General features: G+C 58.0%; 27 protein-coding genes. 5 read left to right on the forward strand and 22 right to left on the reverse strand.

All coding sequences use genetic code 11. From position 1 onward, the window contains the following. Nucleotides 1–3: 3 nt before the first annotated feature. The 15 genes from ybgF to ACYZT5_RS17840 all read right to left on the reverse strand — a co-directional run bounded on the left by ybgF (nt 4) and on the right by ACYZT5_RS17840 (nt 12,198). Nucleotides 4–855, reverse strand: a complete 852-nt coding sequence (ybgF, locus tag ACYZT5_RS17770; protein ID WP_462046717.1) for a tol-pal system protein YbgF — start codon at nt 853–855, stop codon at nt 4–6. Between the two features lie 6 nt (nt 856–861). Beyond that, complete coding sequence (gene pal, locus ACYZT5_RS17775) at nt 862–1,359, reverse strand: peptidoglycan-associated lipoprotein Pal (RefSeq protein ID WP_003178634.1); 498 nt, start codon at nt 1,357–1,359, stop codon at nt 862–864. Nucleotides 1,360–1,411: 52 nt separating this feature from the next. After that, the gene (gene tolB, locus ACYZT5_RS17780) at nt 1,412–2,680 is read right to left on the reverse strand and encodes a Tol-Pal system beta propeller repeat protein TolB (RefSeq protein ID WP_462046718.1); all 1,269 of its coding nucleotides are present in this window, start codon (nt 2,678–2,680) and stop codon (nt 1,412–1,414) included. Nucleotides 2,681–2,709: 29 nt separating this feature from the next. Next, nucleotides 2,710–3,789 (reverse strand): cell envelope integrity protein TolA, encoded by a 1,080-nt coding sequence (gene tolA, locus ACYZT5_RS17785; RefSeq protein WP_462046719.1) that lies wholly within the window; start codon nt 3,787–3,789, stop codon nt 2,710–2,712. Beyond that, nucleotides 3,789–4,241 (reverse strand): protein TolR, encoded by a 453-nt coding sequence (tolR, locus tag ACYZT5_RS17790; RefSeq protein ID WP_305506911.1) that lies wholly within the window; start codon nt 4,239–4,241, stop codon nt 3,789–3,791. The genes tolA and tolR overlap by 1 nt, the downstream gene beginning before the upstream one ends. A 23-nt stretch (nt 4,242–4,264) precedes the next feature. Further along, nucleotides 4,265–4,960, reverse strand: coding sequence for a protein TolQ (gene tolQ / locus ACYZT5_RS17795; RefSeq protein WP_462046720.1), 696 nt, complete (start codon nt 4,958–4,960; stop codon nt 4,265–4,267). Further along, the gene (ybgC, locus tag ACYZT5_RS17800) at nt 4,950–5,417 is read right to left on the reverse strand and encodes a tol-pal system-associated acyl-CoA thioesterase (protein WP_462046721.1); all 468 of its coding nucleotides are present in this window, start codon (nt 5,415–5,417) and stop codon (nt 4,950–4,952) included. The genes tolQ and ybgC overlap by 11 nt, the downstream gene beginning before the upstream one ends. A gap of 127 nt (nt 5,418–5,544) precedes the next feature. Next, nucleotides 5,545–6,606, reverse strand: a complete 1,062-nt coding sequence (gene ruvB / locus ACYZT5_RS17805; RefSeq protein WP_462046722.1) for a Holliday junction branch migration DNA helicase RuvB — start codon at nt 6,604–6,606, stop codon at nt 5,545–5,547. After that, on the reverse strand, nt 6,607–7,221 hold the full coding sequence (gene ruvA / locus ACYZT5_RS17810; protein ID WP_462046723.1) for a Holliday junction branch migration protein RuvA: 615 nt from the start codon (nt 7,219–7,221) through the stop codon (nt 6,607–6,609). A 116-nt stretch (nt 7,222–7,337) separates the two neighbouring features. Further along, a complete protein-coding gene (ruvC, locus tag ACYZT5_RS17815; protein ID WP_462046724.1) occupies nt 7,338–7,862 on the reverse strand; it encodes a crossover junction endodeoxyribonuclease RuvC in 525 nt (174 codons plus the stop codon). A gap of 128 nt (nt 7,863–7,990) precedes the next feature. Continuing rightward, on the reverse strand, nt 7,991–8,737 hold the full coding sequence (locus ACYZT5_RS17820; RefSeq protein ID WP_283181444.1) for a YebC/PmpR family DNA-binding transcriptional regulator: 747 nt from the start codon (nt 8,735–8,737) through the stop codon (nt 7,991–7,993). 123 nt (nt 8,738–8,860) lie between these two features. Next, complete coding sequence (gene aspS / locus ACYZT5_RS17825) at nt 8,861–10,636, reverse strand: aspartate--tRNA ligase (RefSeq protein ID WP_462046725.1); 1,776 nt, start codon at nt 10,634–10,636, stop codon at nt 8,861–8,863. 122 nt (nt 10,637–10,758) lie between these two features. Then, on the reverse strand, nt 10,759–10,980 hold the full coding sequence (locus tag ACYZT5_RS17830) for an FmdB family zinc ribbon protein (RefSeq protein ID WP_010457489.1): 222 nt from the start codon (nt 10,978–10,980) through the stop codon (nt 10,759–10,761). 138 nt (nt 10,981–11,118) lie between these two features. Further along, nucleotides 11,119–11,457: a ribbon-helix-helix domain-containing protein gene (locus ACYZT5_RS17835; protein WP_462046726.1), complete on the reverse strand. Its 339-nt coding sequence runs from the start codon at nt 11,455–11,457 to the stop codon at nt 11,119–11,121. Between the two features lie 270 nt (nt 11,458–11,727). Next, nucleotides 11,728–12,198, reverse strand: coding sequence for a Dps family protein (locus ACYZT5_RS17840; RefSeq protein WP_129437851.1), 471 nt, complete (start codon nt 12,196–12,198; stop codon nt 11,728–11,730). A 308-nt stretch (nt 12,199–12,506) separates the two neighbouring features. On the opposite strand from ACYZT5_RS17840, the gene ACYZT5_RS17845 reads away from it, so the two are divergent. Beyond that, nucleotides 12,507–13,109 (forward strand): cold-shock protein, encoded by a 603-nt coding sequence (locus tag ACYZT5_RS17845; protein WP_008147390.1) that lies wholly within the window; start codon nt 12,507–12,509, stop codon nt 13,107–13,109. Between the two features lie 73 nt (nt 13,110–13,182). Here the strand turns inward: ACYZT5_RS17845 and ACYZT5_RS17850 are convergent, their stop codons facing one another. Together ACYZT5_RS17850 and ACYZT5_RS17855 are read right to left on the reverse strand one after the other, a co-directional pair. Beyond that, nucleotides 13,183–13,389 (reverse strand): SlyX family protein, encoded by a 207-nt coding sequence (locus ACYZT5_RS17850; RefSeq protein ID WP_056741397.1) that lies wholly within the window; start codon nt 13,387–13,389, stop codon nt 13,183–13,185. 3 nt (nt 13,390–13,392) lie between these two features. Further along, nucleotides 13,393–13,818 (reverse strand): HIT domain-containing protein, encoded by a 426-nt coding sequence (locus tag ACYZT5_RS17855; RefSeq protein ID WP_462046727.1) that lies wholly within the window; start codon nt 13,816–13,818, stop codon nt 13,393–13,395. Between the two features lie 915 nt (nt 13,819–14,733). Here ACYZT5_RS17855 and ACYZT5_RS17860 point away from each other — a divergent pair. Then, nucleotides 14,734–16,095 carry an OprD family porin gene (locus ACYZT5_RS17860; RefSeq protein WP_462046728.1) on the forward strand — a complete coding sequence of 454 codons (1,362 nt, stop codon included), beginning with the start codon at nt 14,734–14,736 and terminating at the stop codon, nt 16,093–16,095. A 77-nt stretch (nt 16,096–16,172) separates the two neighbouring features. On the opposite strand, the gene ACYZT5_RS17865 is transcribed toward ACYZT5_RS17860, so the two are convergent. Together ACYZT5_RS17865 and ACYZT5_RS17870 are read right to left on the reverse strand one after the other, a co-directional pair. Next, on the reverse strand, nt 16,173–17,015 hold the full coding sequence (locus ACYZT5_RS17865; protein WP_462046729.1) for a mechanosensitive ion channel family protein: 843 nt from the start codon (nt 17,013–17,015) through the stop codon (nt 16,173–16,175). Between the two features lie 188 nt (nt 17,016–17,203). Continuing rightward, complete coding sequence (locus ACYZT5_RS17870; protein ID WP_048379301.1) at nt 17,204–17,689, reverse strand: YajQ family cyclic di-GMP-binding protein; 486 nt, start codon at nt 17,687–17,689, stop codon at nt 17,204–17,206. A gap of 141 nt (nt 17,690–17,830) precedes the next feature. Here ACYZT5_RS17870 and ACYZT5_RS17875 point away from each other — a divergent pair, with 141 nt between their 5' ends. The 3 genes from ACYZT5_RS17875 to ACYZT5_RS17885 are packed head-to-tail and all read left to right on the forward strand — an operon-like array spanning nt 17,831 to nt 21,414. Next, nucleotides 17,831–18,748 (forward strand): putative 2-dehydropantoate 2-reductase, encoded by a 918-nt coding sequence (locus tag ACYZT5_RS17875; protein WP_462046730.1) that lies wholly within the window; start codon nt 17,831–17,833, stop codon nt 18,746–18,748. Between the two features lie 45 nt (nt 18,749–18,793). Then, entirely contained in the window at nt 18,794–20,830 is a 2,037-nt protein-coding gene (locus ACYZT5_RS17880; protein WP_462046731.1) for a sensor histidine kinase, read from the forward strand. A gap of 2 nt (nt 20,831–20,832) precedes the next feature. Continuing rightward, the gene (locus ACYZT5_RS17885) at nt 20,833–21,414 is read left to right on the forward strand and encodes a cob(I)yrinic acid a,c-diamide adenosyltransferase (protein WP_462046732.1); all 582 of its coding nucleotides are present in this window, start codon (nt 20,833–20,835) and stop codon (nt 21,412–21,414) included. Nucleotides 21,415–21,527: 113 nt separating this feature from the next. On the opposite strand, the gene ACYZT5_RS17890 is transcribed toward ACYZT5_RS17885, so the two are convergent. From ACYZT5_RS17890 to argJ, 3 genes are all read right to left on the reverse strand, one after another. Continuing rightward, nucleotides 21,528–22,478 carry a Nudix family hydrolase gene (locus tag ACYZT5_RS17890; protein ID WP_462046733.1) on the reverse strand — a complete coding sequence of 317 codons (951 nt, stop codon included), beginning with the start codon at nt 22,476–22,478 and terminating at the stop codon, nt 21,528–21,530. After that, nucleotides 22,475–23,107, reverse strand: a complete 633-nt coding sequence (locus tag ACYZT5_RS17895; protein WP_462046734.1) for a glutathione S-transferase family protein — start codon at nt 23,105–23,107, stop codon at nt 22,475–22,477. The genes ACYZT5_RS17890 and ACYZT5_RS17895 overlap by 4 nt, the downstream gene beginning before the upstream one ends. A gap of 157 nt (nt 23,108–23,264) precedes the next feature. Continuing rightward, nucleotides 23,265–24,482 (reverse strand): bifunctional glutamate N-acetyltransferase/amino-acid acetyltransferase ArgJ, encoded by a 1,218-nt coding sequence (gene argJ, locus ACYZT5_RS17900; protein ID WP_462046735.1) that lies wholly within the window; start codon nt 24,480–24,482, stop codon nt 23,265–23,267. Between the last annotated feature and the right edge of the window lie 40 nt (nt 24,483–24,522).

A 24,522-nucleotide genomic window follows, 5' to 3' on the forward strand; every position in this document is an offset into this window, starting at 1 on the left:
GCCTTACATTTTCTGCAGATCACGCTGAGCCAACTGAGCAGCGGAAGTGCCCGGGTATTGCGACACGACCTGTTGCAGAATGCCTTTGACCCTGTCGGTGTGACCGAGGCGGCGCTCTACATCAGCCAGCTTGTACAGCGAATCAGGCACTTTGGGATGCTTGGGGTATAGCTGCGAAACCTTGGCAAATGCCTGACCTGCACCTTGCAGATCGCCTTTGGCCAGGTTCACTTCGCCCAACCAGTACTGAGCATTACCCGCGTACTGGCTGTTCGGATACTTGCGCAGAAATGCGGCAAACGCCTGACTGGCCTTGTCGAAATCCTTGGCTTTGATCAAGTCGAAGGCTGCATCGTAATACAGTTTTTCCTTCGCTGGATCAGCCGGCTCGCTACCCGCGGCAGGCGCTTGTGTGGAAGTGGCAGCGGCTGCCGCTCCGGCACCCGCGCCTGCTGCTGCACCGGGGGCATTCAAACTGCCACCGGTGGAAGAATTATCAGGAGTCGCGGCTGGTGCAACGCCGGTTCCTATGCGCCGATCAAGATCCTGATATCGCTCCAGGTTCTCTTGCTTCATGCGCGCTACATCATTTTGCAGAACTTCGATGATGCCTTGTTGGCGCGAGATCTGCTCCTGCATCGATTGCAGTTGGTTGAACAGCTCGCCCTGTGCCGAGACAGGGGCCGAAACCCCTCCCCCGGCATAGGCGCCGTTCGTACCGTAACCCGCAGGCGGATTACTAGTCCCGCTATTGTTATAGCCGGAGTCGTTATCGACCACAGGAACCGCAGCCCACACCGCAAGCGGTGCGAGGCTGAGAGCCAAAACAGTTACAGCACGACGGCACGTTCGCATGACGAATTACTTACGCAGTTCGACGCGACGGTTTTGAGCCCAGGACTGCTCGTCGTTGCCGGTAGCAACTGGACGCTCTTCGCCGTAGGAAACCAGTTCCAGCTGAGCTGGGGAAACACCTTGCAGTACCAGGTAACGCTGAACGGCTTTCGCACGACGCTCGCCCAGTGCCATGTTGTACTCACGAGTACCACGTTCGTCGGTGTTGCCTTCCAGAACAACGCGAGCGCCGTTTGCTTTCAGGTCTTTGGCGTGAACGTCCAGAGCGCGCATGGCTTCTGGCTTCAGGTCCGAGCTGTCGTATTCGAAGTAGAAGGTGGTGATTGCGCGCAGAGCAGCTTCTTCGCTCAGGGAGCCGTCAACAGCACCAGTGTTAGCGCCGTAACCAGCGTTTGGATCAACAGCGCCTTCACCGGCGTTGTCGCCGCCTTTGGACGAGCAACCTACAGCTACAGCCATGGCCAGAGCCAGCGCAGCAAATTTACCAAACTTCAGCATTTCCATCGTGAAACTCCTAATGAACCCCAGTGTGTTAAGTACAACGTGTAGCGCCGCGTCAGTTCAGGTAAGGGGACCAGGAAGGTTCTCTGACTTCGCCTTGTGCGGTAGGAAGCGGGAGCCTTACGCGCCCATTAATGGACACGAGCATCAAGACTCCCCGGCCCTGCTGGCGGGTGGCGTAGATTACCATGGTGCCGTTGGGCGCAACAGTAGGCGACTCGTCCAGAGTGCTATCAGTGAGGATTTTTACGCTTCCGCGCTGCAAATCCTGGGCCGCCACCTTGAAATTAGTGAAGCCATCCTGACGGTGAATCATCACCAGGGTCTTTTCGTCAGCCGAAAGCTTAGGGTTGGCGTTGTAGTTACCGATAAAGGTCACACGTTCCGCACCGCCACCACCGACGCTGGTTTTATAGATCTGTGGCTTGCCGCCACGGTCCGAGGTGAAGTAGATGGTCGAACCATCTTTACCCCAAAACGGTTCGGTGTTGATGCCAGGACCGTTGGTAACGCGAGTGATCTGACGCGAACCCAGGCTCATCACATAGATGTCAGGGTTACCGTCTTTCGACAACACGAACGCCAGACGCTGACCATCCGGCGACCATGCTGGCGCGCCATTCAGGCCTTCGAAGTTGGTGATCTGCTCACGGCGACCGGTGTCGATGTTCTGCATGAAAATACGCGGACGCTTCTGCTCGAACGAGACATAAGCGATGCGCTTGCCGTCCGGTGCGAAACGCGGCGACAGGATCGGCTCGCGCGATTGCAGCAGGGTCACAGCGCGGGCACCGTCATAGTCCGAACGTTGCAGCGTGTAGCGCGTGTTCTTCTCGGAGAAACGCTCGGCCGTCACGTACAGCAGACGTGTCGAGAACGCACCTTTGATACCGGTGAGTTTTTCGAACGACTGGTCGGCGATGTAGTGCGACATGTCGCGCAGTTGATCGACGCTGCCCGATACGCTGCCGGTCAGCACTTGCTGCTCGGTGGCGACGTTGAACAGAGCGTATTGAACCTGCAGGCGACCGCCCGCTGGAACGATACTGCCGACCATAATGTACTGGGCGCCAACAGCCTTCCAGTCACGGAAAATGATTTCGCTGGCCTGGCTCGGCTGGCTGATCATGTTCTGCTTTGGAATCGGCGCGTAGTAACCCGAGTTGCGCAGGTCATTACCGATAATTTCGGCCATGTCGTCCGGCAATACGGTGCCGCCCTGGAAGCCGAACGGTACTACAGCAATCGGCGTTGCCTGGGAGCTACCACTGCTTACCAGGATATTTTTTTCATCTGCGGTGGCCAGGCCTGCAAAGCAGAACATGACTACAAGCAGTCCTCGAAGAAGGTTTCTCACAAGGCTAGATCCTCAGGTGTGAATGTCATCTTGAATGAACGATAGGGTGCGAAATCAGCTGGCTTCAGACCCTGCATTTCGGTCAAACGACCAATATTTTTTACTGCCGCTACCGCTGAACTGTCGAACGGTACATCACCGCTGGAACGGGCAACCGAGACTCCGGAGATCGTTCCGTCAGGCAGCATGTTGATTTGCAGGATCACTTTCATGCCCTTGCGGGCCGACGGTGGCTGCGCCCAACCTTCAGAAGCGCGTGAGCGAATCAGATCGTCGAAGTTACCCGCGACTTCATCACCTTGCTCATCCGCCAAGGCCTGCTGACGCTGAGGCGTGTCGGAAAGCAAATCTGCCAGGGCCTGAGCCTTTTTGTCTTCGGCGGATTTACGCGCCGCTTCCTGCGATTTTTTCTTCGCAGCATCGGCAGCAGCTTTCTTCTTCGCGTCTTCGGCGACTTTCTTCTTCGCGTCTTCAGCTTCAGATTTCTTCTTGGCGTCTTCCGCGGCTTTCTTCTTCGCGTCTTCGACGATTTTTTTCTTCGCTTCTTCAGCGGCCGCTTTCTTGGCCTCTTCCTCAGCTGCTTTCTTGGCTTCTTCTTCAGACTTCTTCTTGGCTATATCAGCCAATTGTTTCTCTTCGACCTTTTTGGCTTCGGCGGTCTTTTTCGCTTCATCGGCTTTCTTGGCTTCATCAGCCTTTTTTGCCTCGTCCGCTTTCTTCGTCTCGTCGGCCTTCTTGGATTCTTCGGCTTTTTGAGCCGCATCTTCCTTCTTTTGTTCCGCGGCCTTGATCGCTTCCTGCTCGATCTTTTTCTGTTCCATCTGTTCGACTTCGGTCTGGCGCGCAGCGGATTTCTGCGCCTCACCCGCAATCTTCTGATTGGTCTGGGTGGTCGCCCGACTTTTCGATTTCAGCTGGTACAAGGTCGCCTGGACAATCGGCTTGGCAGGCGGCAGCTCCGGTGTGAAGGCGAAACTGACGAACAGCATGCCGAACACCAGCACGTGCAGGACAATCGCCAGGACACTAGGCCAGAAGTAGCTTTCCGAGGCGGACGGCTCTCGCATTTGCTGCATCAGGGTGCCTCGGTAATCAAGCCAACATTACCGACCCCGGCTTTCTGCAATCCGCCCATGGCACCCATGACGGAACCGTAATCGACGGTCTTGTCGCCGCGAATGAAGACCTGGGTGCGCTTACCGTTACCGTTGCCGGCGTCGATAATCTTTTTCACGGCGTCGGTCATTTGCGGCAAGGTCATGGCCTTGTCCTGCTGTTTATCAGTATCGACTTCGCTGCCAAGGTTCCAGTAGTAGGTCTTGTCAGCCTTGATCGAAATGGTCAGGACCTGAGTGTTGTTGTCCTGCGGCAAGGCTTCGCTGGAAACCTTGGGCAGATCAACTTTCACGCCCTGATTGAGCATCGGAGCGGTCACCATGAAGATAACCAGCAGCACCAGCATCACGTCGATGTAAGGCACCACGTTCATCTCGGCAACCGGCTTGCGCTTTTTGCGAGCTCGAGCGATTAAAGCCATTGGAAATTACCTGCTTATTCTTCGCTGGTGTGCACTTTGCGGTGCAGGATCGCCTGGAATTCATCGGCGAAGGTGTAGTAACGGCCCAGCAAGGTTTCGCTGCGAGCAGCAAAACGGTTGTAAGCGATAACGGCCGGGATGGCGGCGAACAGGCCGATCGCGGTGGCGATCAGTGCTTCGGCAATACCCGGAGCCACAGTGGCCAGGGTCGCTTGCTGGGCAGCGGCCAGGCCACGGAAGGAGTTCATGATGCCCCAGACTGTACCGAACAGACCGATGTACGGGCTGACGGAACCGACGGTGGCGAGGAACGGCAGGCTCTGCTCGAGCTTTTCTTCTTCGCGGGAAATGGCGACGCGCATGGCACGGGCTACGCCTTCCATGACCGCTTCCGGGTCAACACCTGACTGCTGGCGCAGACGGGAGAACTCCTTGAAACCGGCACGGAAGATCTGCTCAACGCCCGAATCCGGATCAGGGTTGCTGCCGGCCTGACGGTAGAGTTTGGACAGGTCGATACCCGACCAGAAGCGCTCTTCAAAGCTCTCCAGGGCACGTCGACCCGCGCGCAGCAGGTTGCTGCGCTGAAAGATCATGATCCATGAGGTCACCGATGCGGCTACCAGGATCAGCATTACCAGTTGCACCACGATACTGGCATTGCTGACCAGGCTCCACATGGAGGAATGGTCGACGACGTTAGCTTCCACGCTTTATCTCCTGCTTTGAGTGTGTACCCGCGCCGCTCACGTCGGCAAAGGCCGCACGTAGAGCTTCGGGAATGGCCCGGGGTTTCAAACTGTTAGTGCGCACACAGGCCACCAAAAACTGCCCTTCGCAGAGCAGCGCATTATCCGTAGCTCGCCTGACTTGCTGTTTGAAGCGCAGGCTGACACGGTTCAATTCGATTACTTCAGCGCTTACCAGCAGCTCGTCGTCCAGTCGCGCCGGCGCGTGATAACGCGCTTCGCTGGAATGCACGACGAACAACAGGTCCTCCCCTGCAAGCGCCGATTGGGCAAAGCCCAGCTCCCGGAGCCGCTCGGTTCGAGCCCGTTCCATAAACTTGAGGTAATTAACGTAATACACGATGCCGCCCGCATCGGTGTCCTCGTAATAAACGCGACAACGAAGTGCGAAAGGCTCAAGCCCGTTTTGCGCGCGCATACTCTAGTGCTTACTCCTCAGGTTGCCAATCCGGCCAGGCAACTGTTTTTCATTGATTCACGGCTTTCTGGCGAAAGCACGGTCCTAGGACCGCACAAACTGCGAATAGATCAGCGCGCAAAGGTTATTAATCGTCCACGGCATCGAGGAACTCGTCTACCACGGGCATCTCGCCCATACGCGTCGGAATGTTTAAACCGAAATGCAGGTACGCATGCCGGGTCACCACCCGCCCTCGCGGCGTACGCATGATGTAGCCCTGCTGGATCAGGTACGGCTCCAGCACGTCTTCAATGGTGTGGCGCTCTTCACTGATGGCTGCGGCGAGGCTGTCGACTCCGACCGGCCCGCCATCGAACTTCTCGATCATGGTCAACAACAGACGTCGATCCTGGTGATCGAAGCCACGTTCATCGACATCCAGCAGGTTCAAGGCCAGATCGGCGATCGGCTTGGTGATGTGGCCTTGGGCGCGAACTTCGGCGAAATCCCGAACCCGGCGCAGCAAGCGGTTGGCAATTCGCGGCGTACCACGGGCACGGCGGGCGATTTCGAAGGCGCCTTCCGGGTCCAGCGGCAAGCCGAGGATATTCGCCGAACGACTGACAATCGTTGCCAGGTCAGCGGTGCTGTAGAACTCCAGGCGCTGGACGATCCCGAAACGGTCGCGCAGCGGATTGGTCAGCATCCCCGCCCGCGTCGTCGCGCCAACCAGGGTGAACGGCGGCAGATCAAGCTTGATCGAGCGCGCGGCCGGCCCTTCGCCGATCATGATGTCGAGCTGGAAATCTTCCATGGCCGGGTACAGCACTTCTTCGACGATCGGCGAGAGCCGATGGATTTCGTCGATGAACAGCACGTCGTGTGGCTCAAGATTGGTCAACAGCGCAGCCAGATCACCCGGGCGCTCAAGCACTGGACCCGAGGTGCTCTTGATCGACACGCCCATTTCCTGGGCGATGATGTTGGCCAAGGTGGTTTTACCCAGGCCCGGCGGGCCGAAAATCAGCGTGTGGTCCAGGGATTCATTGCGCCCACGGGCAGCCTGGATGAACAACTCCATTTGCTCGCGAACGGTCGGCTGGCCAATGTACTCGGCCAGGCTGACAGGACGAATCGCCCGGTCCTGGACTTCCTCGCGGTCACGAGGGCCAGGCGTGGCGGTAATCAGACGATCAGCTTCAATCACTTAGATCATTCCCTTCAGGGCACGACGAATCATGTCTTCACTGCTCAAACCTTTCTCCTTGATCGCAGAAATCGCCTTGCTGGCCTCCTGTGGCTTGTAGCCCAGGGAGATCAGCGCGCTGACCGCGTCATTTTCGGCGGTAGCGACCGGAACGGCATCTGGCGCACCCGGCTGGTTTGGCACCAGGGCGAACATCGCCGGCACAGTTTCCCACGCCTTGAAGCGATCCTTGAGTTCCACCAGCAAACGCTCGGCAGTCTTCTTGCCCACGCCCGGCACCTTGGTCAGTGCCGAGGTGTCCTGGGACTGCACGCAGCGGACCAGTTCATCAACTTCCAGGCTCGACATCAGGGCCAGGGCCAATTTCGGTCCTACACCATTGAGACGGATCAACTCGCGGAAAAAGTCTCGCTCGCGCTTGCCGAAGAAGCCATAGAGTAACTGCGCGTCTTCGCGTACGACCAAATGGGTGTGCAAGGTCAGCGGTTCACCGACCGACGGCAAGCGATAAAGCGTGGTCATGGGCACCTCCAGCTCATACCCCAGACCGTTTACATCCAGAATCAGGTGCGGCGGCTGTTTCTCAGCCAGGGTGCCGCGCAAGCGTCCAATCACGTTTCAGATCCTTGAGCGTTGGCCAGCTCAGCAGCTGGCGACTGACGGAGCAAGGGTTTTGCGCCGACGACACAGGCGCAAAACCCTCATTCCATAAAAAATGATTGCTGATGCTATCAGAGACGCAGGCGCCCGCCACGACTGCGTGCCGTGCCCAGACCATGGGGCAACAGGCTGGAACGGGTGTGAGCATGGCAAATGGCAATGGCCAGGGCGTCCGAGGCATCGATTTGCGGCTTGCTGGTCAATTTCAGCATGTGCATGACCATCATCTGTACCTGTTCTTTATTCGCCGCGCCGGTTCCGGTCACCGCCTGCTTGACCTGGGTTGCGGTGTACTCAGCGATTTCCAGGCTTTCTTCCGCGCCGGCAACGATAGCGGCGCCGCGGGCCTGGCCAAGCTTCAGCGCAGAGTCGGCGTTACGCGCCATGAAGACCTTTTCGATGCCCATGGTCACCGGGCCGTAAGTCTGGATAACTTCGCGCACACCGCGATAGACGATTTGCAGGCGTTCATGCAGCTCGCCGGAACCAGTGCGAATGCAGCCCGACGCCACGTACTCGCAACCCCGCCCGGTATCACGCACCACGCCATAACCGGTAATGCGCGAACCGGGGTCGATACCAAGAATTAAAGTCATAACGCCTGCAGCTTCAAAAATGATGCCCGCCGGCAAACACTTGCACGGCGTAAAGGCAGAAGCCGGACGTGCGTGGCGGTGAAATCATCACGGCCTGCACTTCCGGCTTCAAGAGTATTGCAGATCAATCAACCAAGCTGCGCGGCCACCGACTCAGGAATGTCCGCATTGGAGTAAACGTTCTGCACATCATCCAGGTCTTCAAGCATGTCGATCAGCTTGAGAACCTTCTCGGCGCCTTCCAGATCGAGCTCGGCACTGGTGGTCGGCAGCATCACGATTTCCGCGTCATCACCCTTGAAACCGGCTGCTTCCAGGGCGTTTCGCACCGAGTAGAAACCCGCGAACGAGGTGAACACGTCGATGGACCCGTCTTCGTGGGTCACCACGTCATCGGCATCGGCTTCCATCGCCGCTTCCATCAGCGCGTCTTCATCGACGCCCGGCGCGAAGGAAATCTGCCCCTTGCGCTCAAACAGATAAGCCACCGAACCGTCCGTCCCGAGGTTACCGCCGCACTTGCTGAATGCATGGCGAACAGCGGCTGCGGTGCGATTGCGGTTGTCGGTCATGCACTCGACCATCACCGCGACACCACCCGGGCCGTAACCTTCGTAGCTCAGTTCGACCATGTCGTCGGTGTCGGCAGCACCGGCACCGCGGGCGACCGCGCGATCAATGATGTCGCGGCTCATGTTCGCGCCAAGGGCCTTGTCCAGCGCCAGACGCAAACGCGGGTTGGAACCCGGATCACTACCGCCCTGACGGGCAGCAACGGTCAGTTCACGAATCCACTTGGTGAAAATCTTGCCCTTCTTGGCATCCTGACGTTCTTTGCGGTGCTTGATGTTCGCCCACTTGGAATGACCCGCCATATCTCGCTCCGAATTTTCTTTGAAACATTGCCCGCCGCGCCATGACACGCCAGCCGACAAATAAAAATCTTGGCCTGTCTATAAAGAAAGGGCGCATCCGAAGAGGCGCCCTTCTGGCCAGCCTTACTCTGCTTTAGGCGTTTCGCGCAGACGAATGTGCAGTTCGCGCAATGCCTTGGCATCTACAACACCCGGTGCCTGAGTCATGACGCAAGCGGCACTCTGGGTTTTCGGGAAGGCGATCACTTCACGGATTGACTGGGCGCCGGTCATCAGCATCACCAGACGGTCCAGACCGAAGGCCAGGCCACCGTGCGGCGGTGCGCCGTATTTCAGGGCGTCGAGCAGGAAGCCGAACTTCTCTTCCTGTTCCGCTTCGCTGATACCCAGCAGACGGAATACCGACTGTTGCATTTCCTTGCGGTGGATACGGATCGAACCGCCACCCAGCTCGGTGCCGTTCAGCACCATGTCGTAGGCACGGGACAGAGCGGTCGCCGGGTTGGCTTCCAGTTCTTCCGGGGTGCACTTCGGCGCGGTGAACGGGTGGTGCAAGGCGGTGAAGCTGCCGTCGTCGTTCTCTTCGAACATCGGGAAGTCGACAACCCACATCGGCGCCCACTCGCAGGTCAGCAGGTTCAGATCGTTACCGACCTTGATCCGCAGCGCGCCCAGGGCTTCGCTGACAATCTTGGCTTTGTCGGCACCGAAGAACACGATGTCGCCATCGACTGCACCGACGCGATCGAGGATCGTGTTCAGCGCTGCTTCAGGGATATTTTTGACAATAGGCGATTGCAGCCCCTCGACGCCCTTCGCGCGCTCGTTGACCTTGATGTACGCCAGGCCTTTGGCACCGTAGATGCCGACGAACTTGGTGTAGTCGTCGATCTGCTTGCGCGGCATGCTCGCCCCGCCAGGAACGCGCAAGGCGGCAATGCGGCATTTCGGGTCGTTGGCCGGGCCGCTGAACACCTTGAAGTCAACTTCTTTCAGTTGGTCGGCAACGTCCACCAGTTCCAGCGGGTTACGCAGGTCTGGCTTGTCGGAGCCGTAACGGCGCATGGCTTCTTCGAAGGTCATGTGCGGGAATTCACCGAATTCCAGATCCAGCACTTCCTTGAACAGGTTGCGGATCATGCCTTCGGTGAGGCCAATGATGTCTTTTTCGTCGAGGAAGCTGGTTTCGATGTCGATCTGAGTGAATTCAGGTTGACGGTCGGCACGCAGGTCTTCGTCGCGGAAGCACTTGGCGATCTGGTAGTAGCGATCGAAGCCGGCAACCATCAGCAGTTGCTTGAACAGCTGCGGCGATTGCGGCAAGGCGAAGAAGGAACCGGCGTGGGTACGGCTCGGCACCAGGTAATCGCGAGCACCTTCCGGGGTGGCGCGGGTCAGAATCGGCGTCTCGACGTCGAGGAAGCCGTTCTCGTCCAGGTAACGACGGATGCTGGTGGTCATGCGCGAACGCAGACGCAGCTTCTCGAGCATTTCCGGACGACGCAGGTCGATGAAGCGATAACGCAGGCGGGTTTCTTCGCCGACGTCGGAGAACTCGTTGAGCGGGAACGGCGGGGTTTCCGCTTCGTTCAATACTTCCAGCTCGTAGCCCAGCACTTCGATCATGCCCGACGCCATGTTGGCGTTGCCGGCACCGGCCGGACGCAGGCGTACCTTGCCGGTCACCTTGACCACGTACTCGCTGCGCACGCGGTCGGCGGCGGCGAAGGTTTCAGCGCGGTCCGGGTCGAACACCACCTGGGCCAGACCATCACGATCACGGATATCGAGGAAAATCACCCCACCGTGGTCACGGCGACGGTGGACCCATCCGCAAAGGGTAATTTCCTGGCCTTCCAGGCTTTCGTTCAGTTGGCCGCAATAATGGCTGCGCATCATGGTAGTGGTTTCACTTCTCGTAATTCGAAATTCGGTTGGAGACCCTGCAACAGCCCCGCCCTTAAGAAAGGCGCCAGATGATGCAAGAGCTCGCACGTGTCGTTCAACTCAGGTCCAAGACCCTAGTCAGCTTTGTCGCCGCCGGCCAGATTCTTCTTGGAACCGGTCTTGAAATCGGTTTCGTACCAGCCGGTGCCGCTGAGGCGGAAGCCCGGCATGGACAGCATCTTCTTAAGCTCTGGCGCCTGGCAGGCAGGGCAGTCGACCAGCGGTGCTGCGCTGATCTTTTGAATGGCTTCCAACTGATGACCACAGGAAGCACATTGATAGTCGTACATCGGCATGGGGGTTGTCTCGGCGATCAGATTGCTACCGCACACGCTGGGTTTTGCGGCAAAGAGCGGGATTATATCCATTAAATGCAGCCTGTGCAGCCGTAAGACTGCATAGACCGACACTCTGCCCATTCCACCGCGGTTGGGCTAAGGCATGGCGACGCAGCCGCCTTCCTTCAGGCTATGCACAACGCACACAACCCGCACCAGCCCGGTGAAGTTCTTGACCCCGCCGTGACGCAAATGCACCTCGCGGTCCACATGGGACAACAGCGCACTGACCGTACAGCAGTTGACCTTGGCCATGTCACCCAAAATATCCCAGTAGACCTGTTCAAGCCGCAAACAGGTTGCAAAGCCATTCAGCCGCACTGACCGGGATAAAGGCTGGGCCAGGCCCATATCAAATTCGCTGACAAATGGATCAATCCTTACATCCTTAATTGGACCGCCCATCCCCTCGCTTCGCCTGCCTTCGTAAACCATATCGTTGACACTCCTTTGTCATCCTTGCTTTTTTATAAGAGCAACAAGCTGTTTCTCTATAAAAACGCAGGCACAAAGTTATATCCAGATGACTTTATGACCATCAACGTAGGATAAGCCAACAAGTGAAGGGCGATCATGGAGACCGTCCTACTCCAGACAATTTCCTACACACTTGGGTGCAATATCATTCAACGGAAAGACATTTAAAGTTACGAGAAGACAGGGCGCGAACAACACCTCATGGACGCCATCCGCGCACCAACATAGTCACTGGTCCAGCAAGGAGCGCAGCATCCACGCGGTTTTCTCGTGGACTTGCATACGCTGGGTCAGGAGGTCAGCCGTTGGCTCGTCACTGACTTTGTCGAGCAGTGGGAATATCCCGCGTGCAGTACGTGTAACCGCCTCCTGACCTTCGACCAGTTGCTTGATCATGTCTTCGGCACTGGGCACACCCACCTCCTCCTTGATAGAAGAAAGGCGCGCATAAATAGAATAGGCACCCGGGGCGGGAAACCCGAGAGCGCGAATTCGCTCGGCAATCGAATCGACGGCCAGGGCCAACTCGTTATATTGCTCCTCAAACATCAAGTGCAGGGTCCGAAACATCGGACCGGTGACATTCCAGTGGAAGTTATGGGTTTTCAAATAAAGTACATAAGTGTCCGACAGCAGACGCGAAAGTCCGTCGACGATGGACTTGCGATCCTCTTCACTGATTCCAATATCGATTGCCATGCGTTTCCCCTAAAGGTGATGAAATTCATCCAACAGGTGCAGGACCACTCTAGCAAGCCTGCCATCACCTCGCAGCCCCGGATTATCCGGTTGCCTGCGACAAATCGACCCTCAGCGCACCGCTGGACTGCCTGATTTGAGTAGCCGCAGGCTTTGCTGTTAAATAGGCAGTGTGTCGCTACCGCCTATTTTCCGGGGGCTGCGCATAGGCTGGTACCGGGTACGTGTCCAACGCCTCTTATTGTTCTGAAGCGAACCGTGCTCAATCAGCTCTTCCTTGTGATCCGTCTTAACGTGAGTTACTCAAAATGTTGAAAATTGTCCACCTGCTAATGGGCGCAGCAGCCTTGCTGTTGTCCTTCATCCCTAGCCTGCGATCCGAAGCTGTTCCTTACCTGCAACAACCCGATGCGCTGTACCTGGCCTTTTTCGGCCTGCTCAACCTCACCCTCGCTCCTGTTATCCCCTACTGGAACAAAGGCCCGCGTCATCAACTGCAAAACCTGGTCAGCGCCCTGCTGGTTCTGACCGTCGTCTTGCAAACCCTGACGCTGATCGCGCCGATGCCTGTCATTGCCGGTCAACCTGCCGTTCTGTTCAGCCTCGTTGCTGCGCTGATTGCCGTCCTTCTGCACCTGGCCATCAGCTTCTACAAATCTTCACCGGCCGCCGCCTCGCCAAGCTATGACATGAGCAACCGCGATACCGGTACCGTCAAGTGGTTCAACACGTCCAAAGGCTTCGGCTTTATTTCCCGTGATTCCGGCGACGATATTTTCGTGCATTTCCGGGCCATTCGTGGCGAAGGTCATCGCGTCCTGGTCGAAGGCCAGCGCGTGGAGTTCTCCGTCATGAATCGTGACAAAGGCCTGCAAGCCGAAGATGTGATCGCCGCTCTGCCGCGTCGCTGATTCAAGGCTAAAAAAAACCGCGAACAGCCTGGCTGTTCGCGGTTTTTTATTGCCGCTTTTTTTGTAATTCAGCTTAATAATGCGGCGGTGGCGCCTCTTCTTCAAAGGTCTCGAACTGGCCGGCCATTTCCTCTTGCCGCTTGAGCAATGCCGCCATTTGCAACTGCAGACGTTCAACTGCACGCTGCTGCGTCGCTAGCACATCACTCAATGCCTGGATGGTGTCATCCTGAAACGCCAACTGACTCTCCAGATCGGTAACGCGATCTTCCAGGCTCATGATTCAACCCTCCAGAAACGTAAAACCATCGGTCAACACCAGGCGCAACCGTTCGCGAATCGCCGCGATCTGCTCTGCGCTATAAGGCTTGGTTGGGTGTTTACCCCAGACCGGAGCCGGCCAGGCGGCGTCATCACGCTTGCGCACAATCACATGCATGTGCAACTGACTGACGACGTTACCCAGGGCCGCGACATTCAACTTGTCCGCGTCGAACGAGTCCTTAAGCATTTCCGCCAGTGCAGTCGTTTCCTGCCACAGCTGCTGTTGATCTGCGACACCCAACTGAAATATCTCACTGATATCCTCGCGACGTGGCACCAGAATGAACCAGGGGTAGTTCGAATCATTGGACAGCAGCAACCGGCAGAGTGGGAAATCCCCGATCGGTAACGTGTCTTGTTGAAGTCGTGGATCTAAAGCGAACACTGCGCGCACTCCCGCCTGGTCATCATTTTTCAGCTTAGCGCCCATCCCGAGAGACGGCGCACCAAGCGACAGGACGGCAGCATACCTGCGAACGCCGCAGGCTTCACGACGAACCCTTGTCGAAGCCGCCCCAGGACCTACAAACGTCCAGACTCGCGCCCCGACATGAGTCGTTTTCGACCAGGACGCACCATTACAGAACCAGCAGCCACGCAAAAAACGCCGAAATGACTGATAAACAATGAAGCGTTCGTGTTTGGCAAACGGGCGCACTGTATGAATTCAGTACAGCGATAAAAATTTTTTGCACCAAAACCGCACAGTGCGTCTACGCTGAGTCGGTCAGGCATCCGCCATTTACTCACTGGTGGGGTGAACCGGTAACGTTTTTGGTTGTCATGCAGTCGGCCACAAGGGTGCAACACGATGCAAACCATGGCGTCAAGCCCGAACAAAACGTGCTTGAACACCCCGGTTTTATGAGGTTTTTACAGCGACAGGCAGGCTTTCAGAAAAAAAACCAACAGGATTCTGATTTGTGCACGCTTGTTGCATTCACACCCACATCGCCTCTAAAGCGTCCGCTGGAAGTGGACACCTTAAGGCAAATAAAAACAGTGGCAGGGTTGCCCGATGGAGATTCAAGCGTTTCACCAGGGACTCTTTTTACCGATGCTCAGGCCCTGGAAAACAACGCTAAAAGTTGTCAGTCCGCTTGCGTCGGGGCTGTAAATTTGCGACATCTACCAAGCCGTTTGCGACAGGGTCGTAAAGAAGCTGAAAGGTTAGGTACGCAAGTATCGCCAACATGGTCGGCGTGATATAAGTTTGCGCCGACACAAAAAGAAAGAGCCGCCCAGATAATAAATCAGGTGGGACGGCAGTACTCTTCTAAAACCAAAGGAGCAAATCACGATGCGCGTGATGAAGTGGAGCATGATCGCACTGGCCGTTGCAGCAGCAGCCAGTACTCAATTGGCTACGGCCGCACCTTTCGTAAGTGACCAGTCTGAAGCCAAGGGTTTTGTTGACGACGCCAAGTTGAACTTGCTGGTTCGCAACTACTACTTCAACCGTGATAACAAAGACGGCGGCCGCGACCAGAAAGACTGGACCCAAGGTATTTGGGGCAATTTCAGCTCCGGTTACACCCAAGGCCTGATCGGCGTTGGCGTTGATGCATTCGGTTACCTGGCCATCAAACTGGATGGCGGCGATGGCACTTCCGGTTCGGGTAACATGAGCCGTAGCGACACCGTCAACGCCAATGGTGGCCGCGACGTCAACGACAGCCAGGGTAAAGCCGGCGCAGCCGTTAAATTCCGCGTCTCCAAAACCGAGCTGAAATTCGGTGACATGCAGCCAAGCACTGCTCCAGTGTTTGCTGTTGGCGGTTCCCGTATCCTTCCTCAAACTGCCAGCGGTTTCCAACTGCAGAGCAGCGAAGTCAAAGACCTTGACCTCGAAGCCGGTCACTTCTACTCGGGTACCAGCCAAGACAAAAACGCCCGTGACGGCGGCCTGTTTTCCACTTACTCTGGCATTGAAGCCAACAGCATCGACTACTTCGGTGGCAAATACGGCATCAACGACAACCTGAGCGTGTCGCTGTACGGTGCCAAGCTGGAAGATATCTGGAACCAGTACTACGCCAACGTCAACCTCACCACCCCGATCAGTGGTGACACGTCGCTGAACACCGACTTCAACATCTACCGCACCACCGATACCGGTGACGCGAAAGTCGGCGACATCAGCAACACTGCCTTCTCGCTGGCAACTGCTCTCACGTTCCTGAAAGCACACACCATCACCCTGGCCTTCCAGAAGGTTAATGGCGATACCCCGTTCGACTACATCGGTATCGGCAAGAACAACCGTGGCGGCGACTCGATCTTCCTCGCCAACTCCATCCAGTACTCTGACTTCAACGCCCCTGGCGAGAAGTCTGCCCAGATCCGTTACGACATCAAAATGGCTGAGTACGGCGTTCCTGGCCTGAGCTTCATGACCCGTTACGTTAAAGGTTGGGACATCGATGGCACCGGTCTGGCTGCCAACAGCCAATACCGTACCAGCACCGGCGCTCCACTGTACGGTTCCGATGGCAAGCACAACGAAACCAACTTTGAAGCCAAGTACGTTGTTCAGTCTGGCCCGGCAAAAGATCTGTCCTTCCGTATCCGTCAGGCTTGGCACTTCGCTAACTCCGACGAAGGCGAAGGCGACGTGAAAGAGTTCCGTTTCATCGTCGACTACCCGCTGTCGGTTTTGTAATCGCATCCAGTTAGTTTGCGGTAACAAACAAAAAGGCCCATCTTCGGATGGGCCTTTTTTTGTTGCCTGTTTGTTGCTTACTGCACTGCAGATTCCTGAACCACTCGAATCACCCGCTGTGGAAACGGGATATCGATACCAGCCGTTTTCAAACGATCACGGGACTGTTCGTTGAACATGAACATCACATCCCAGTAATCCGCTGTCTTGACCCACACCCGCAGAGAAACAGTAATCGAACTGTCGCCCAGAGTAGAAATCACTGCCTGAGGTGCCGGGTCAGCCAAAACACGCTCATCGTTGGCCAGGTCCAGCAATACATGACGGGCCTTCTGCAGGTCCGCCTCGTAATCAACGCCCACATCAAACACAACTTTGCGCGTCGGTTGACGGTTAGTGTTGGTGATGATGCCGTTCGACAGGTTGCCGTTAGGTACGATGATGGTTTTGTTATCGCCGGTACGCAGCACAGTGTGGAAGATCTGAATGCTGTCGACAGTGCCGGCAACACCTTGGGCTTCGATCCAGTCACCGATGCGGAACGGGCGGAACAACAGAATCAGCACGCCACCAGCGAAGTTCGCCAGGCTGCCCTGCAAGGCCAAACCGATGGCTAGGCCTGCCGCACCGATCGCCGCAACAAACGACGTGGTTTCAACACCAATCATCGAGGCTACGCTGACAATCAGCAGAACCTTGAGAATAATGTTCGCCAGGCTACTGATGAACCCTTGCAGCGCCAGGTCGGCGTTACGCAGCGCCAGCAGGCCGCCGAGCTTTTGTGTCACTTTATTGATCAGCCACCAGCCAATGGCCAGGGTGAGGATCGCCAGCAGCACGCGGCTGCCGTACTCCATGATCATCGGAATCCAGGCTTGAGACGCCTTGACCAGGTTATCTACTTCAGCATTCAAATCCATCTACTTTCTCCTGATTTCCGGCCATACGGCACGCGAAACAAGTAAGGGGCAAAAAATGCCGCCGGGTTACACACATTCCGGGTGGGAGCGAGCCTGCTCGCGAAAGCGATGTGTCATTCAACATTAATGGTGACTGACACACCGCTTTCGCGAGCAGGCTCGCTCCCATAGGGTTCCCGCCTGAAAGGTCAGTCGCGGAAGTTGTTGAACTGCAGCGGCAAATCGAAAGTCTTGGCGCGCAGTGCCGCAATAGCTTCCTGCAAGTCGTCACGCTTCTTGCCGGTAATGCGCACCTGCTCGCCCTGAATGGCAGCCTGAACCTTGAGCTTGGCGTCTTTGACATGAGCGACGATTTTCTTCGCCATCTCTTTGTCGATACCTTCCTTGAGGACCGCTTCCTGCTTCATCAGTTTGCCCGACGCATAGGCATCCTTGACTTCAAGGCACTGCACGTCGATTTTGCGCTTGACCAAGGCCAGCTTGAGGATCTCAATCATCGCTTCGAGCTGGAAATCGGCTTCAGCGGTCAGGTTGACGGTCAGGTCCTTTTCCTTGAACTCGAAGCTGCCTTTGCCTTTCAGGTCATAACGACGATCGAGTTCCTTGACGGCGTTCTCGACCGCGTTGGTGACTTCGTGTTTGTCCAGTTCGGATACCACGTCGAACGACGGCATGTAATCTCTCCAATAAAAGGGCATGCTCGATCACGATGGAGCACGCCTGGCTTGCGGTTAAAATCCGCGCTGATTATAACGGGTCTTTCCCATCATTCACTGCGAGCCTCCCATGCGCGCGACAAACAGAGCAAAAAGCTGATGTCCACCACCTGGCATGTTCTGGGCGCCGGCAGCCTCGGCACCTTATGGGCCACTCGTCTGACGCGGGCAAATGTGCCGGTCAAACTGATCGTACGGGACGCGGCACGCTTACAGGCGTATGAGGCAGCGGGTGGGCTGACACTGGTCGAACACGGTAAAGCGCAGCGCTATCCGGTGCCCGCCGAGACGCCCGACAGCCGTGAACCGATCAACCGCCTGCTGGTGGCCTGCAAAGCCTACGATGCTGAAAAGGCCGTGGCCCAACTGGCGCCGCGCCTGGCCCCCGACGCTGAGCTGATTCTGTTGCAGAACGGTCTTGGCAGCCAGGACGCGGTCGCTGCACAGGTGCCGCAGGCACGCTGCATTAGCGCGTCGAGCACCGAAGGCGCCTTTCGCGATGGCGACTGGCGCGTGGTGTTCGCTGGCCACGGTTACACCTGGCTGGGGGATGCCGGGCATCCCGTGGCGCCGATCTGGCTGGATGACGTGAGCGCCGCCGGTATTCCCCACGAGTGGAGCACCGACATTCTGACAAGGCTGTGGCGAAAACTGGCACTCAACTGTGCGATCAATCCGCTGACCGTGCTGCATGATTGCCGTAATGGCGGTTTACAGGAACATCACTGCGAAGTCGCCACCCTCTGCGTCGAACTGACCGAGTTGCTTGAGCGGTGCGGTCAGCCAGCAGCGGCCGAGGACCTTCAACAGGAAGTCGAACGGGTGATTCACGCGACCGCCGCCAATTATTCTTCGATGTATCAGGACGTCGCGAACCAGCGCCGGACCGAGATCAGCTATCTATTGGGTCATGCCTGCAAAGTCGCCGCGAGGCATCAGTTGAACCTGCCGCACCTCAATCAACTTGAGCAAAGGTTGATCACCCATCTGCACAGCCTTGGATTGCCCAGCGACTGAGCAGCGGCTACGCTGGCCACTTGTTCCTATTCAGCGATGAACCTGATGCCATTGCGCCAGCGCCTTGAAAACCTCCCGGTCGGCCAGAAGTTGCTGGCCGCCCTGCTGGTGCTGTTGACCACCGTCCTGCTGGTCGCCAACCTGACCTTTATCAGCGCCGCGTACTACATCTCCCAGGAAAGCATGGCACCTCAGGCCTTGCAGACCATCGGCCGCCTGGTGTCCAACCCCAGCCTGGTGTCCGAAGCCTTGCAGTCACCGCAAAGCGCCGAACGCCTGCTCAATGAACTCAACAGCTATTCACCGCTGCGCGCAGCAGCCCTTTATGACGGCAAGGGTGAGCGTCTGGCGCAGTTGCAGCATGGTGACAAGCTGAGCCTGCCAGCGCGTTACCGGCACATTGAATCCTGGCAGGCCACCGAGTTTCGCAGCAATCAAATCATTACCCTGCCCCGCCCCGGCACCGCGCCCGGCCACCTGTTACTGGTCGCCAGCAGCGAACTGCCGGTGGCGTTCTATACCGGCACCCTGACCGCCAGCCTCGGGATTCTGATCTTCAGCGTGCTGCTATGGCTGGTGATTGCCCGGCAGATCAAACGCCTGATTACCCGGCCGATCCATCAACTCGAAGAGTTATCCCGGCAAGTGACCCGCGAAGAGAACTACGCCCTGCGCGCCTCCCGTGGCAACCACGACGAAATCGGTAGTCTCGCTGAGGCGTTCAACACCATGCTCTCGCGGATCGAGGCCCGTGAGCAGCAACTCAAGCGGGCCCGGGACGATTCCCAAGCCGCTTATGACCAGGCCCAAGGCCTGGCCGAAGAAACCCGCCATACCAATCGCAAACTGGAACTCGAAGTCCAGGTGCGGAGCAAGATCGAGAAGAAACTCACCGGTTTCCAGAACTACCTCAACAGCATCATCGACTCCATGCCGTCGGCGCTGATCGCCCTCGACGAGCAGCTCTACGTGACCCAGTGGAATCAGGAGGCCAGCGCCCTGTCTGGCACGCGCCTCGACGAAGCGCTGAACCAGCCGATTTTTCTCGCGTTCGAACCGCTCAAGCCGTTCTTGCCGCAGCTCAAGCAAACCGTCGAGCAACACACGGTGGCCAAGATTGAACGAGTGACGTGGCTCAAGGACGAAGAACCCAAGCACTACGCCCTGACCTTTTACCCGCTGATGGGCGGTGCCGGGCGTGGCGTAGTGATCCGGATCGATGACATCACCCAGCGCCTGTCGCTGGAGGAAATGATGGTGCAGTCGGAAAAAATGCTCTCGGTCGGTGGCCTCGCCGCGGGTATGGCCCACGAGATCAACAACCCGTTAGGCGCGATCCTGCACAACGTGCAGAACATCCGCCGACGCCTGTCACCCGATCTCCCGAAGAACCTCGAACAGGCCGAGCAGAACGGTATCGCGCTTTCGACGGTCAACCAGTACTTGCAAGCGCGCGAAGTGCCGCAGTTGCTCGATGGCATCCAACAGGCTGGCGCCCGGGCAGCGAAGATCGTTACTCACATGCTCAGCTTCAGCCGCCGCAGTACTCGGCAAATGGCTCCGTGCGACCTGCCGGCGCTGATCGATCAGGCGGTGGAAATCGCCGGTAACGACTTCGACCTGGCGATTGGTTTTGACTTCAAAGGGCAGGCGATCATTCGCCAGTTCGATCCAGCGTTGGGCCCGGTTCCTGGGACCGCGAACGAACTGGAGCAAGTGCTGCTCAATCTGCTGAAAAACGCCGCTCAGGCGATTCACCAACGTGAGGACGACCGCGAGCCGGGGCGGATCATTCTGCGTACCAAACTGAATCCGCCCTGGGCGGAAATCCAGGTTGAGGACAACGGCATCGGCATGAGCGAAAGCGTGCGCAAACGCACCTTCGAGCCGTTCTTCACCACCAAGGAAATCGGTCAGGGCACCGGCCTTGGCCTGTCGGTCTCGTATTTCATCATTACCAACAACCACAAGGGTCAGATGGAAGTGCAATCGACCCTGGGCCAAGGCACGTGTTTCACGTTGCGCCTGCCCTTGGCGGGCACACCGCTCGTCTCTCAAGAACTCAATCAGCTATCGAGGTAACCATGGGCTTTCGCTTGTCGAAGATTTACACCCGCACCGGCGACAAGGGCGAAACCGGACTGGGCGACGGCCGCCGCGTGCCCAAGGACCATCCGCGCATCGAAGCCATTGGTGAGGTCGATACGCTGAACAGCCAGGTGGGTGTGCTATTGGCCGGGTTGGCGGCGGAAAGTGGCGAGTATCCGGGATTGAACGAAGTGATCGAGGTATTGGCGCCCTGCCAGCATCGGTTGTTTGATCTGGGCGGCGAGTTGGCGATGCCGGTGTATCAGGCGCTGAACACGGCAGAAATCGAACGCCTGGAAGCTGCGATTGACGTGTGGAATGAAGAGCTGGGGCCGTTGGAGAATTTCATCTTGCCGGGTGGTTCGGCGTTAATTGCCCAGACCCATGTCTGCCGATGCCTGGCGCGCAGTGCGGAGCGGCGGTGTCAGCATTTGAATGCAGTCGAACCGTTGGCCGGGGTTGGCCTGGCGTACATCAATCGGCTGTCGGATTTGTTGTTCGTGGTGGCGCGGTTGATTGCCAAGCGCCAGGGGATTGCCGAGATTTTGTGGCAGCCGGCGGCGAAGCCAGAGGTTTAGTCGGCGCATCCGAGGACGCCTTCGCGGGCAAGTCGGATCGCCGCACCGCTCGCTCCTACAATGGAACGCGTTTTTTCTGTAGGAGCGAGGCTTGCCCGCGAAGAGGCCGGTTGCTACACCAAAGAATCCGGCCAAAACGCGCGAATACCCGCCACACCCTGCGCACCCGCTTCCCAGGCTTTCTGCAGTTCCGCCGGGCCAACACCACCGAGCAAGAACACCGGTTTGCTGAAACCTTCGATCAATGCCGAGGCCTGCTCCCAACCCAACGGCTGAGCATCCGGATGCGTCTGGGTCGGCTGCACCGGCGACAGGGTCACAAAATCCACCCCCATCTGCTCGGCCAACGCCAGCTCTTCAGCGTTGTGGCAGGACGCCGCCAACCAGCGCGACGCCGGTAACGGGCGGCCAGCCGCCGCGTACTTGCGCAGTTGCGCGGAGGTGATGTGCCAACCGGCGGACGGGAAATCTCCCAGCCACTCGAACGGCCCCTTGATCATCAACTGCGCCTTGCCGGCACACAGCCCCGCCGCGTCCACCGCCAGATCCCGGTACTTCGGGTCGTAGCCGTTGGGTGCCCGCAGCTGGATCAGCTTGATGCCGCCAGCAATGGCTTTTTGAATACCGCGCAGCAAGGCCGGGGTTTCCAGGTCTTCGGGTGTGATCAGGTATTCGGCAGGCAAACGTGCAGCAGCGACGATCGGCTGGTTGGCCGCCGGGAAATCGTAATTCAACAGATCGCGAGGCGCGACCCATTCCAAAGGCTGGCCTTCGGCGCCGTGAGGTTCGCCGGTGAAGGCCGAAACCTCCCAAACGTCCAGCAACACCTGTTTGTCCGGGTAGTCGTGCTGAACCTTGATCAGCGGTCGCGCGACATCGACGACAATGCCTAACTCTTCGTGAAGTTCACGGCCAAGAGCCGTTGTCACGGATTCGTCGGCCTCGACCTTGCCACCGGGGAATTCCCACAGGCCGCCCTGGTGCTGGGTGTCGGCACGGCGAGCGATGAGTATCTTGCCACTGCTATCACGGATAACAGCGGCCGCTACGTGGACTCGTTTCACCGCTCTACTTCCTCCAGACCGGCCTTCTGCCAAGCCTTGAAGGCTGGCCATTGGTAGATGGTTTCGACGTAGGCCGCCTCCGCTGCGGGCAGCCTCACCTGATAGGTGCGCAGGCGCACGGCGATCGGTGCGAAGAAGGCATCGGCCAGGGTCGCGCCGCCAAACAGGAACGGACCGGCTTCGGTGGCGGCGGCGCGGCACTCGGCCCACAACGCCAACATGCGCTCAATGTCGGCCTGGACGTCAGCCGGCGTCGGCGACAGCGCAGCATCGTGGCTCAGGTCGAATGGCATGTTGCCGCGCATGGCGAAGAAACCGCTGTGCATCTGCGCGCAGGCCGAACGGGCCTGGGCGCGGGCGGCGGTGTCTTTGGGCCAGAGGCCGGCGTCGGGGAATTGCTCTGCCAGATACTCGGCAATCGCCAGGGAGTCGGCGATGGTGCCGTGTTCAGTTTTCAGCAGCGGGACTTTCGCGGTCGGCGAGTGCTTGAGCAGGCGCTCACGCGTATCCGGCTGGTTCAACTTGATCAGTTCCTCGGTGTAAGGAGCGCCGGCCAGGTCGAGGGCCAACGCGCCGCGTAGGGACCAGGAGGAAATCAGTTTGTCGCCGATGATCAGGTGAAGGCTCATGTTCGGGACCTTTGGATGAAGGAAGCAGGCCAGTCTAGCTAACGACTGACAGATCGCCATCGCGAGCAGGCTCGCTCCCACATTGGATTTGTGTACACCTCAGTCCACTGTGGGAGCGAGCCTGCTCGCGATGGCAGCGACTCGGTCTAACGGGTGATTACGTACGGTACTCAGCGTTGATCTTCACGTATTCGTGGGACAGGTCGGTGGTCCAGATGGTTTCGCTGCAATCGCCGCGCCCCAGTTCGATACGGATCGTGATTTCTTCCTGCTGCATCACGGCCGCGCCCTGGGCTTCGGTGTAGGTCGATGCGCGAGCGCCACGGCTGGCGATGCACACTTCACCGAGGAACACGTCGATCTTGCTCACGTCCAGATTCGGTACGCCGGCACGGCCGACGGCGGCCAGAATGCGGCCCCAGTTCGGGTCGGAGGCAAACAGTGCGGTTTTGATCAGCGGCGAGTGAGCCACGGTGTAACCGACGTCCAGGCATTCCTGGTGATTGCCGCCGCCGTTGACTTCAACGGTCACAAACTTGGTCGCGCCTTCGCCGTCCCGAACGATGGCCTGGGCTACGTCCATGCAGACGTCGAACACGGCCTGTTTCAGCTTGGCGAACAAATCACCGCTGGCTTCAGTGATTTCCGGCAGTGCCGCCTGACCGGTGGCGATCAGCATGCAGCAGTCGTTGGTCGAGGTGTCGCCGTCGATGGTGATGCGGTTGAACGACTTGTTGGCACCGTCCAGCAGCAAGTTCTGCAGCACGTCGCGGGCGACTTTGGCGTCGGTGGCGATGTAGCCAAGCATGGTCGCCATGTTCGGGCGGATCATGCCCGCGCCTTTGCTGATACCGGTAACGGTGATGGTCACGCCGTCATGCTGGAACTGACGGCTGGCGCCTTTGGGCAGGGTATCGGTGGTCATGATGCCGGTGGCGGCAGCTTCCCAGTTGTTGACCGACAGGTCGTCGAGAGCAGCTTGCAACGCGCCTTCGATTTTCTCGACCGGCAGCGGCTCGCCGATCACACCGGTGGAGTACGGCAGCACCAGGCTGGCGTCGACGCCGGTCAGCTCAGCCAGTTTGGCGCACGTGCGCTCGGCGGCGGCAAGGCCTGGTTCGCCAGTGCCGGCGTTGGCATTGCCGGTATTGGTCAGCAGATAACGCACCGGACCTTGAACACGCTGCTTGGCGAGGATCACGGGAGCGGCGCAAAAGGCGTTCAGGGTAAACACGCCAGCGACCGTGGAACCTTCGGCACAGCGCATGACCACGACATCCTTGCGCCCCGGGCGCTTGATGCCAGCCGAGGCAATACCGAGTTCAAAACCGGCAACCGGGTGCAACGTTGGCAAAGGACCAAGACCAACAGCCATGAATGCGCTCCTTAATAAATGATGTCAGCACCGCTTTCAG

This window comes from Pseudomonas sp. LB3P14 (assembly GCF_054898045.1).

What these genes read in the sequence shown, in the direction of transcription:
- ruvC (WP_462046724.1), bottom strand. Translation starts at nt 7,862, where the DNA reads ATGACTTTAATTCTTGGTATCGACCCCGGTTCGCGCATTACCGGTTAT.
- pal (WP_003178634.1), bottom strand. Translation starts at nt 1,359, where the DNA reads ATGGAAATGCTGAAGTTTGGTAAATTTGCTGCGCTGGCTCTGGCCATG.
- ACYZT5_RS17845 (WP_008147390.1), top strand. Translation starts at nt 12,507, where the DNA reads ATGTTGAAAATTGTCCACCTGCTAATGGGCGCAGCAGCCTTGCTGTTG.
- argJ (WP_462046735.1), bottom strand. Translation starts at nt 24,482, where the DNA reads ATGGCTGTTGGTCTTGGTCCTTTGCCAACGTTGCACCCGGTTGCCGGT.
- ACYZT5_RS17865 (WP_462046729.1), bottom strand. Translation starts at nt 17,015, where the DNA reads ATGGATTTGAATGCTGAAGTAGATAACCTGGTCAAGGCGTCTCAAGCC.
- ACYZT5_RS17880 (WP_462046731.1), top strand. Translation starts at nt 18,794, where the DNA reads ATGCCATTGCGCCAGCGCCTTGAAAACCTCCCGGTCGGCCAGAAGTTG.
- ACYZT5_RS17830 (WP_010457489.1), bottom strand. Translation starts at nt 10,980, where the DNA reads ATGCCGATGTACGACTATCAATGTGCTTCCTGTGGTCATCAGTTGGAA.
- ACYZT5_RS17895 (WP_462046734.1), bottom strand. Translation starts at nt 23,107, where the DNA reads ATGAGCCTTCACCTGATCATCGGCGACAAACTGATTTCCTCCTGGTCC.
- ACYZT5_RS17870 (WP_048379301.1), bottom strand. Translation starts at nt 17,689, where the DNA reads ATGCCGTCGTTCGACGTGGTATCCGAACTGGACAAACACGAAGTCACC.
- ybgC (WP_462046721.1), bottom strand. Translation starts at nt 5,417, where the DNA reads ATGCGCGCGCAAAACGGGCTTGAGCCTTTCGCACTTCGTTGTCGCGTT.
- tolB (WP_462046718.1), bottom strand. Translation starts at nt 2,680, where the DNA reads ATGTTCTGCTTTGCAGGCCTGGCCACCGCAGATGAAAAAAATATCCTG.
- aspS (WP_462046725.1), bottom strand. Translation starts at nt 10,636, where the DNA reads ATGATGCGCAGCCATTATTGCGGCCAACTGAACGAAAGCCTGGAAGGC.
- ACYZT5_RS17875 (WP_462046730.1), top strand. Translation starts at nt 17,831, where the DNA reads ATGTCCACCACCTGGCATGTTCTGGGCGCCGGCAGCCTCGGCACCTTA.
- ACYZT5_RS17835 (WP_462046726.1), bottom strand. Translation starts at nt 11,457, where the DNA reads ATGGTTTACGAAGGCAGGCGAAGCGAGGGGATGGGCGGTCCAATTAAG.
- ACYZT5_RS17885 (WP_462046732.1), top strand. Translation starts at nt 20,833, where the DNA reads ATGGGCTTTCGCTTGTCGAAGATTTACACCCGCACCGGCGACAAGGGC.
- ybgF (WP_462046717.1), bottom strand. Translation starts at nt 855, where the DNA reads ATGCGAACGTGCCGTCGTGCTGTAACTGTTTTGGCTCTCAGCCTCGCA.
- ACYZT5_RS17840 (WP_129437851.1), bottom strand. Translation starts at nt 12,198, where the DNA reads ATGGCAATCGATATTGGAATCAGTGAAGAGGATCGCAAGTCCATCGTC.
- ACYZT5_RS17860 (WP_462046728.1), top strand. Translation starts at nt 14,734, where the DNA reads ATGCGCGTGATGAAGTGGAGCATGATCGCACTGGCCGTTGCAGCAGCA.
- ACYZT5_RS17850 (WP_056741397.1), bottom strand. Translation starts at nt 13,389, where the DNA reads ATGAGCCTGGAAGATCGCGTTACCGATCTGGAGAGTCAGTTGGCGTTT.
- tolA (WP_462046719.1), bottom strand. Translation starts at nt 3,789, where the DNA reads ATGCAGCAAATGCGAGAGCCGTCCGCCTCGGAAAGCTACTTCTGGCCT.
- ACYZT5_RS17820 (WP_283181444.1), bottom strand. Translation starts at nt 8,737, where the DNA reads ATGGCGGGTCATTCCAAGTGGGCGAACATCAAGCACCGCAAAGAACGT.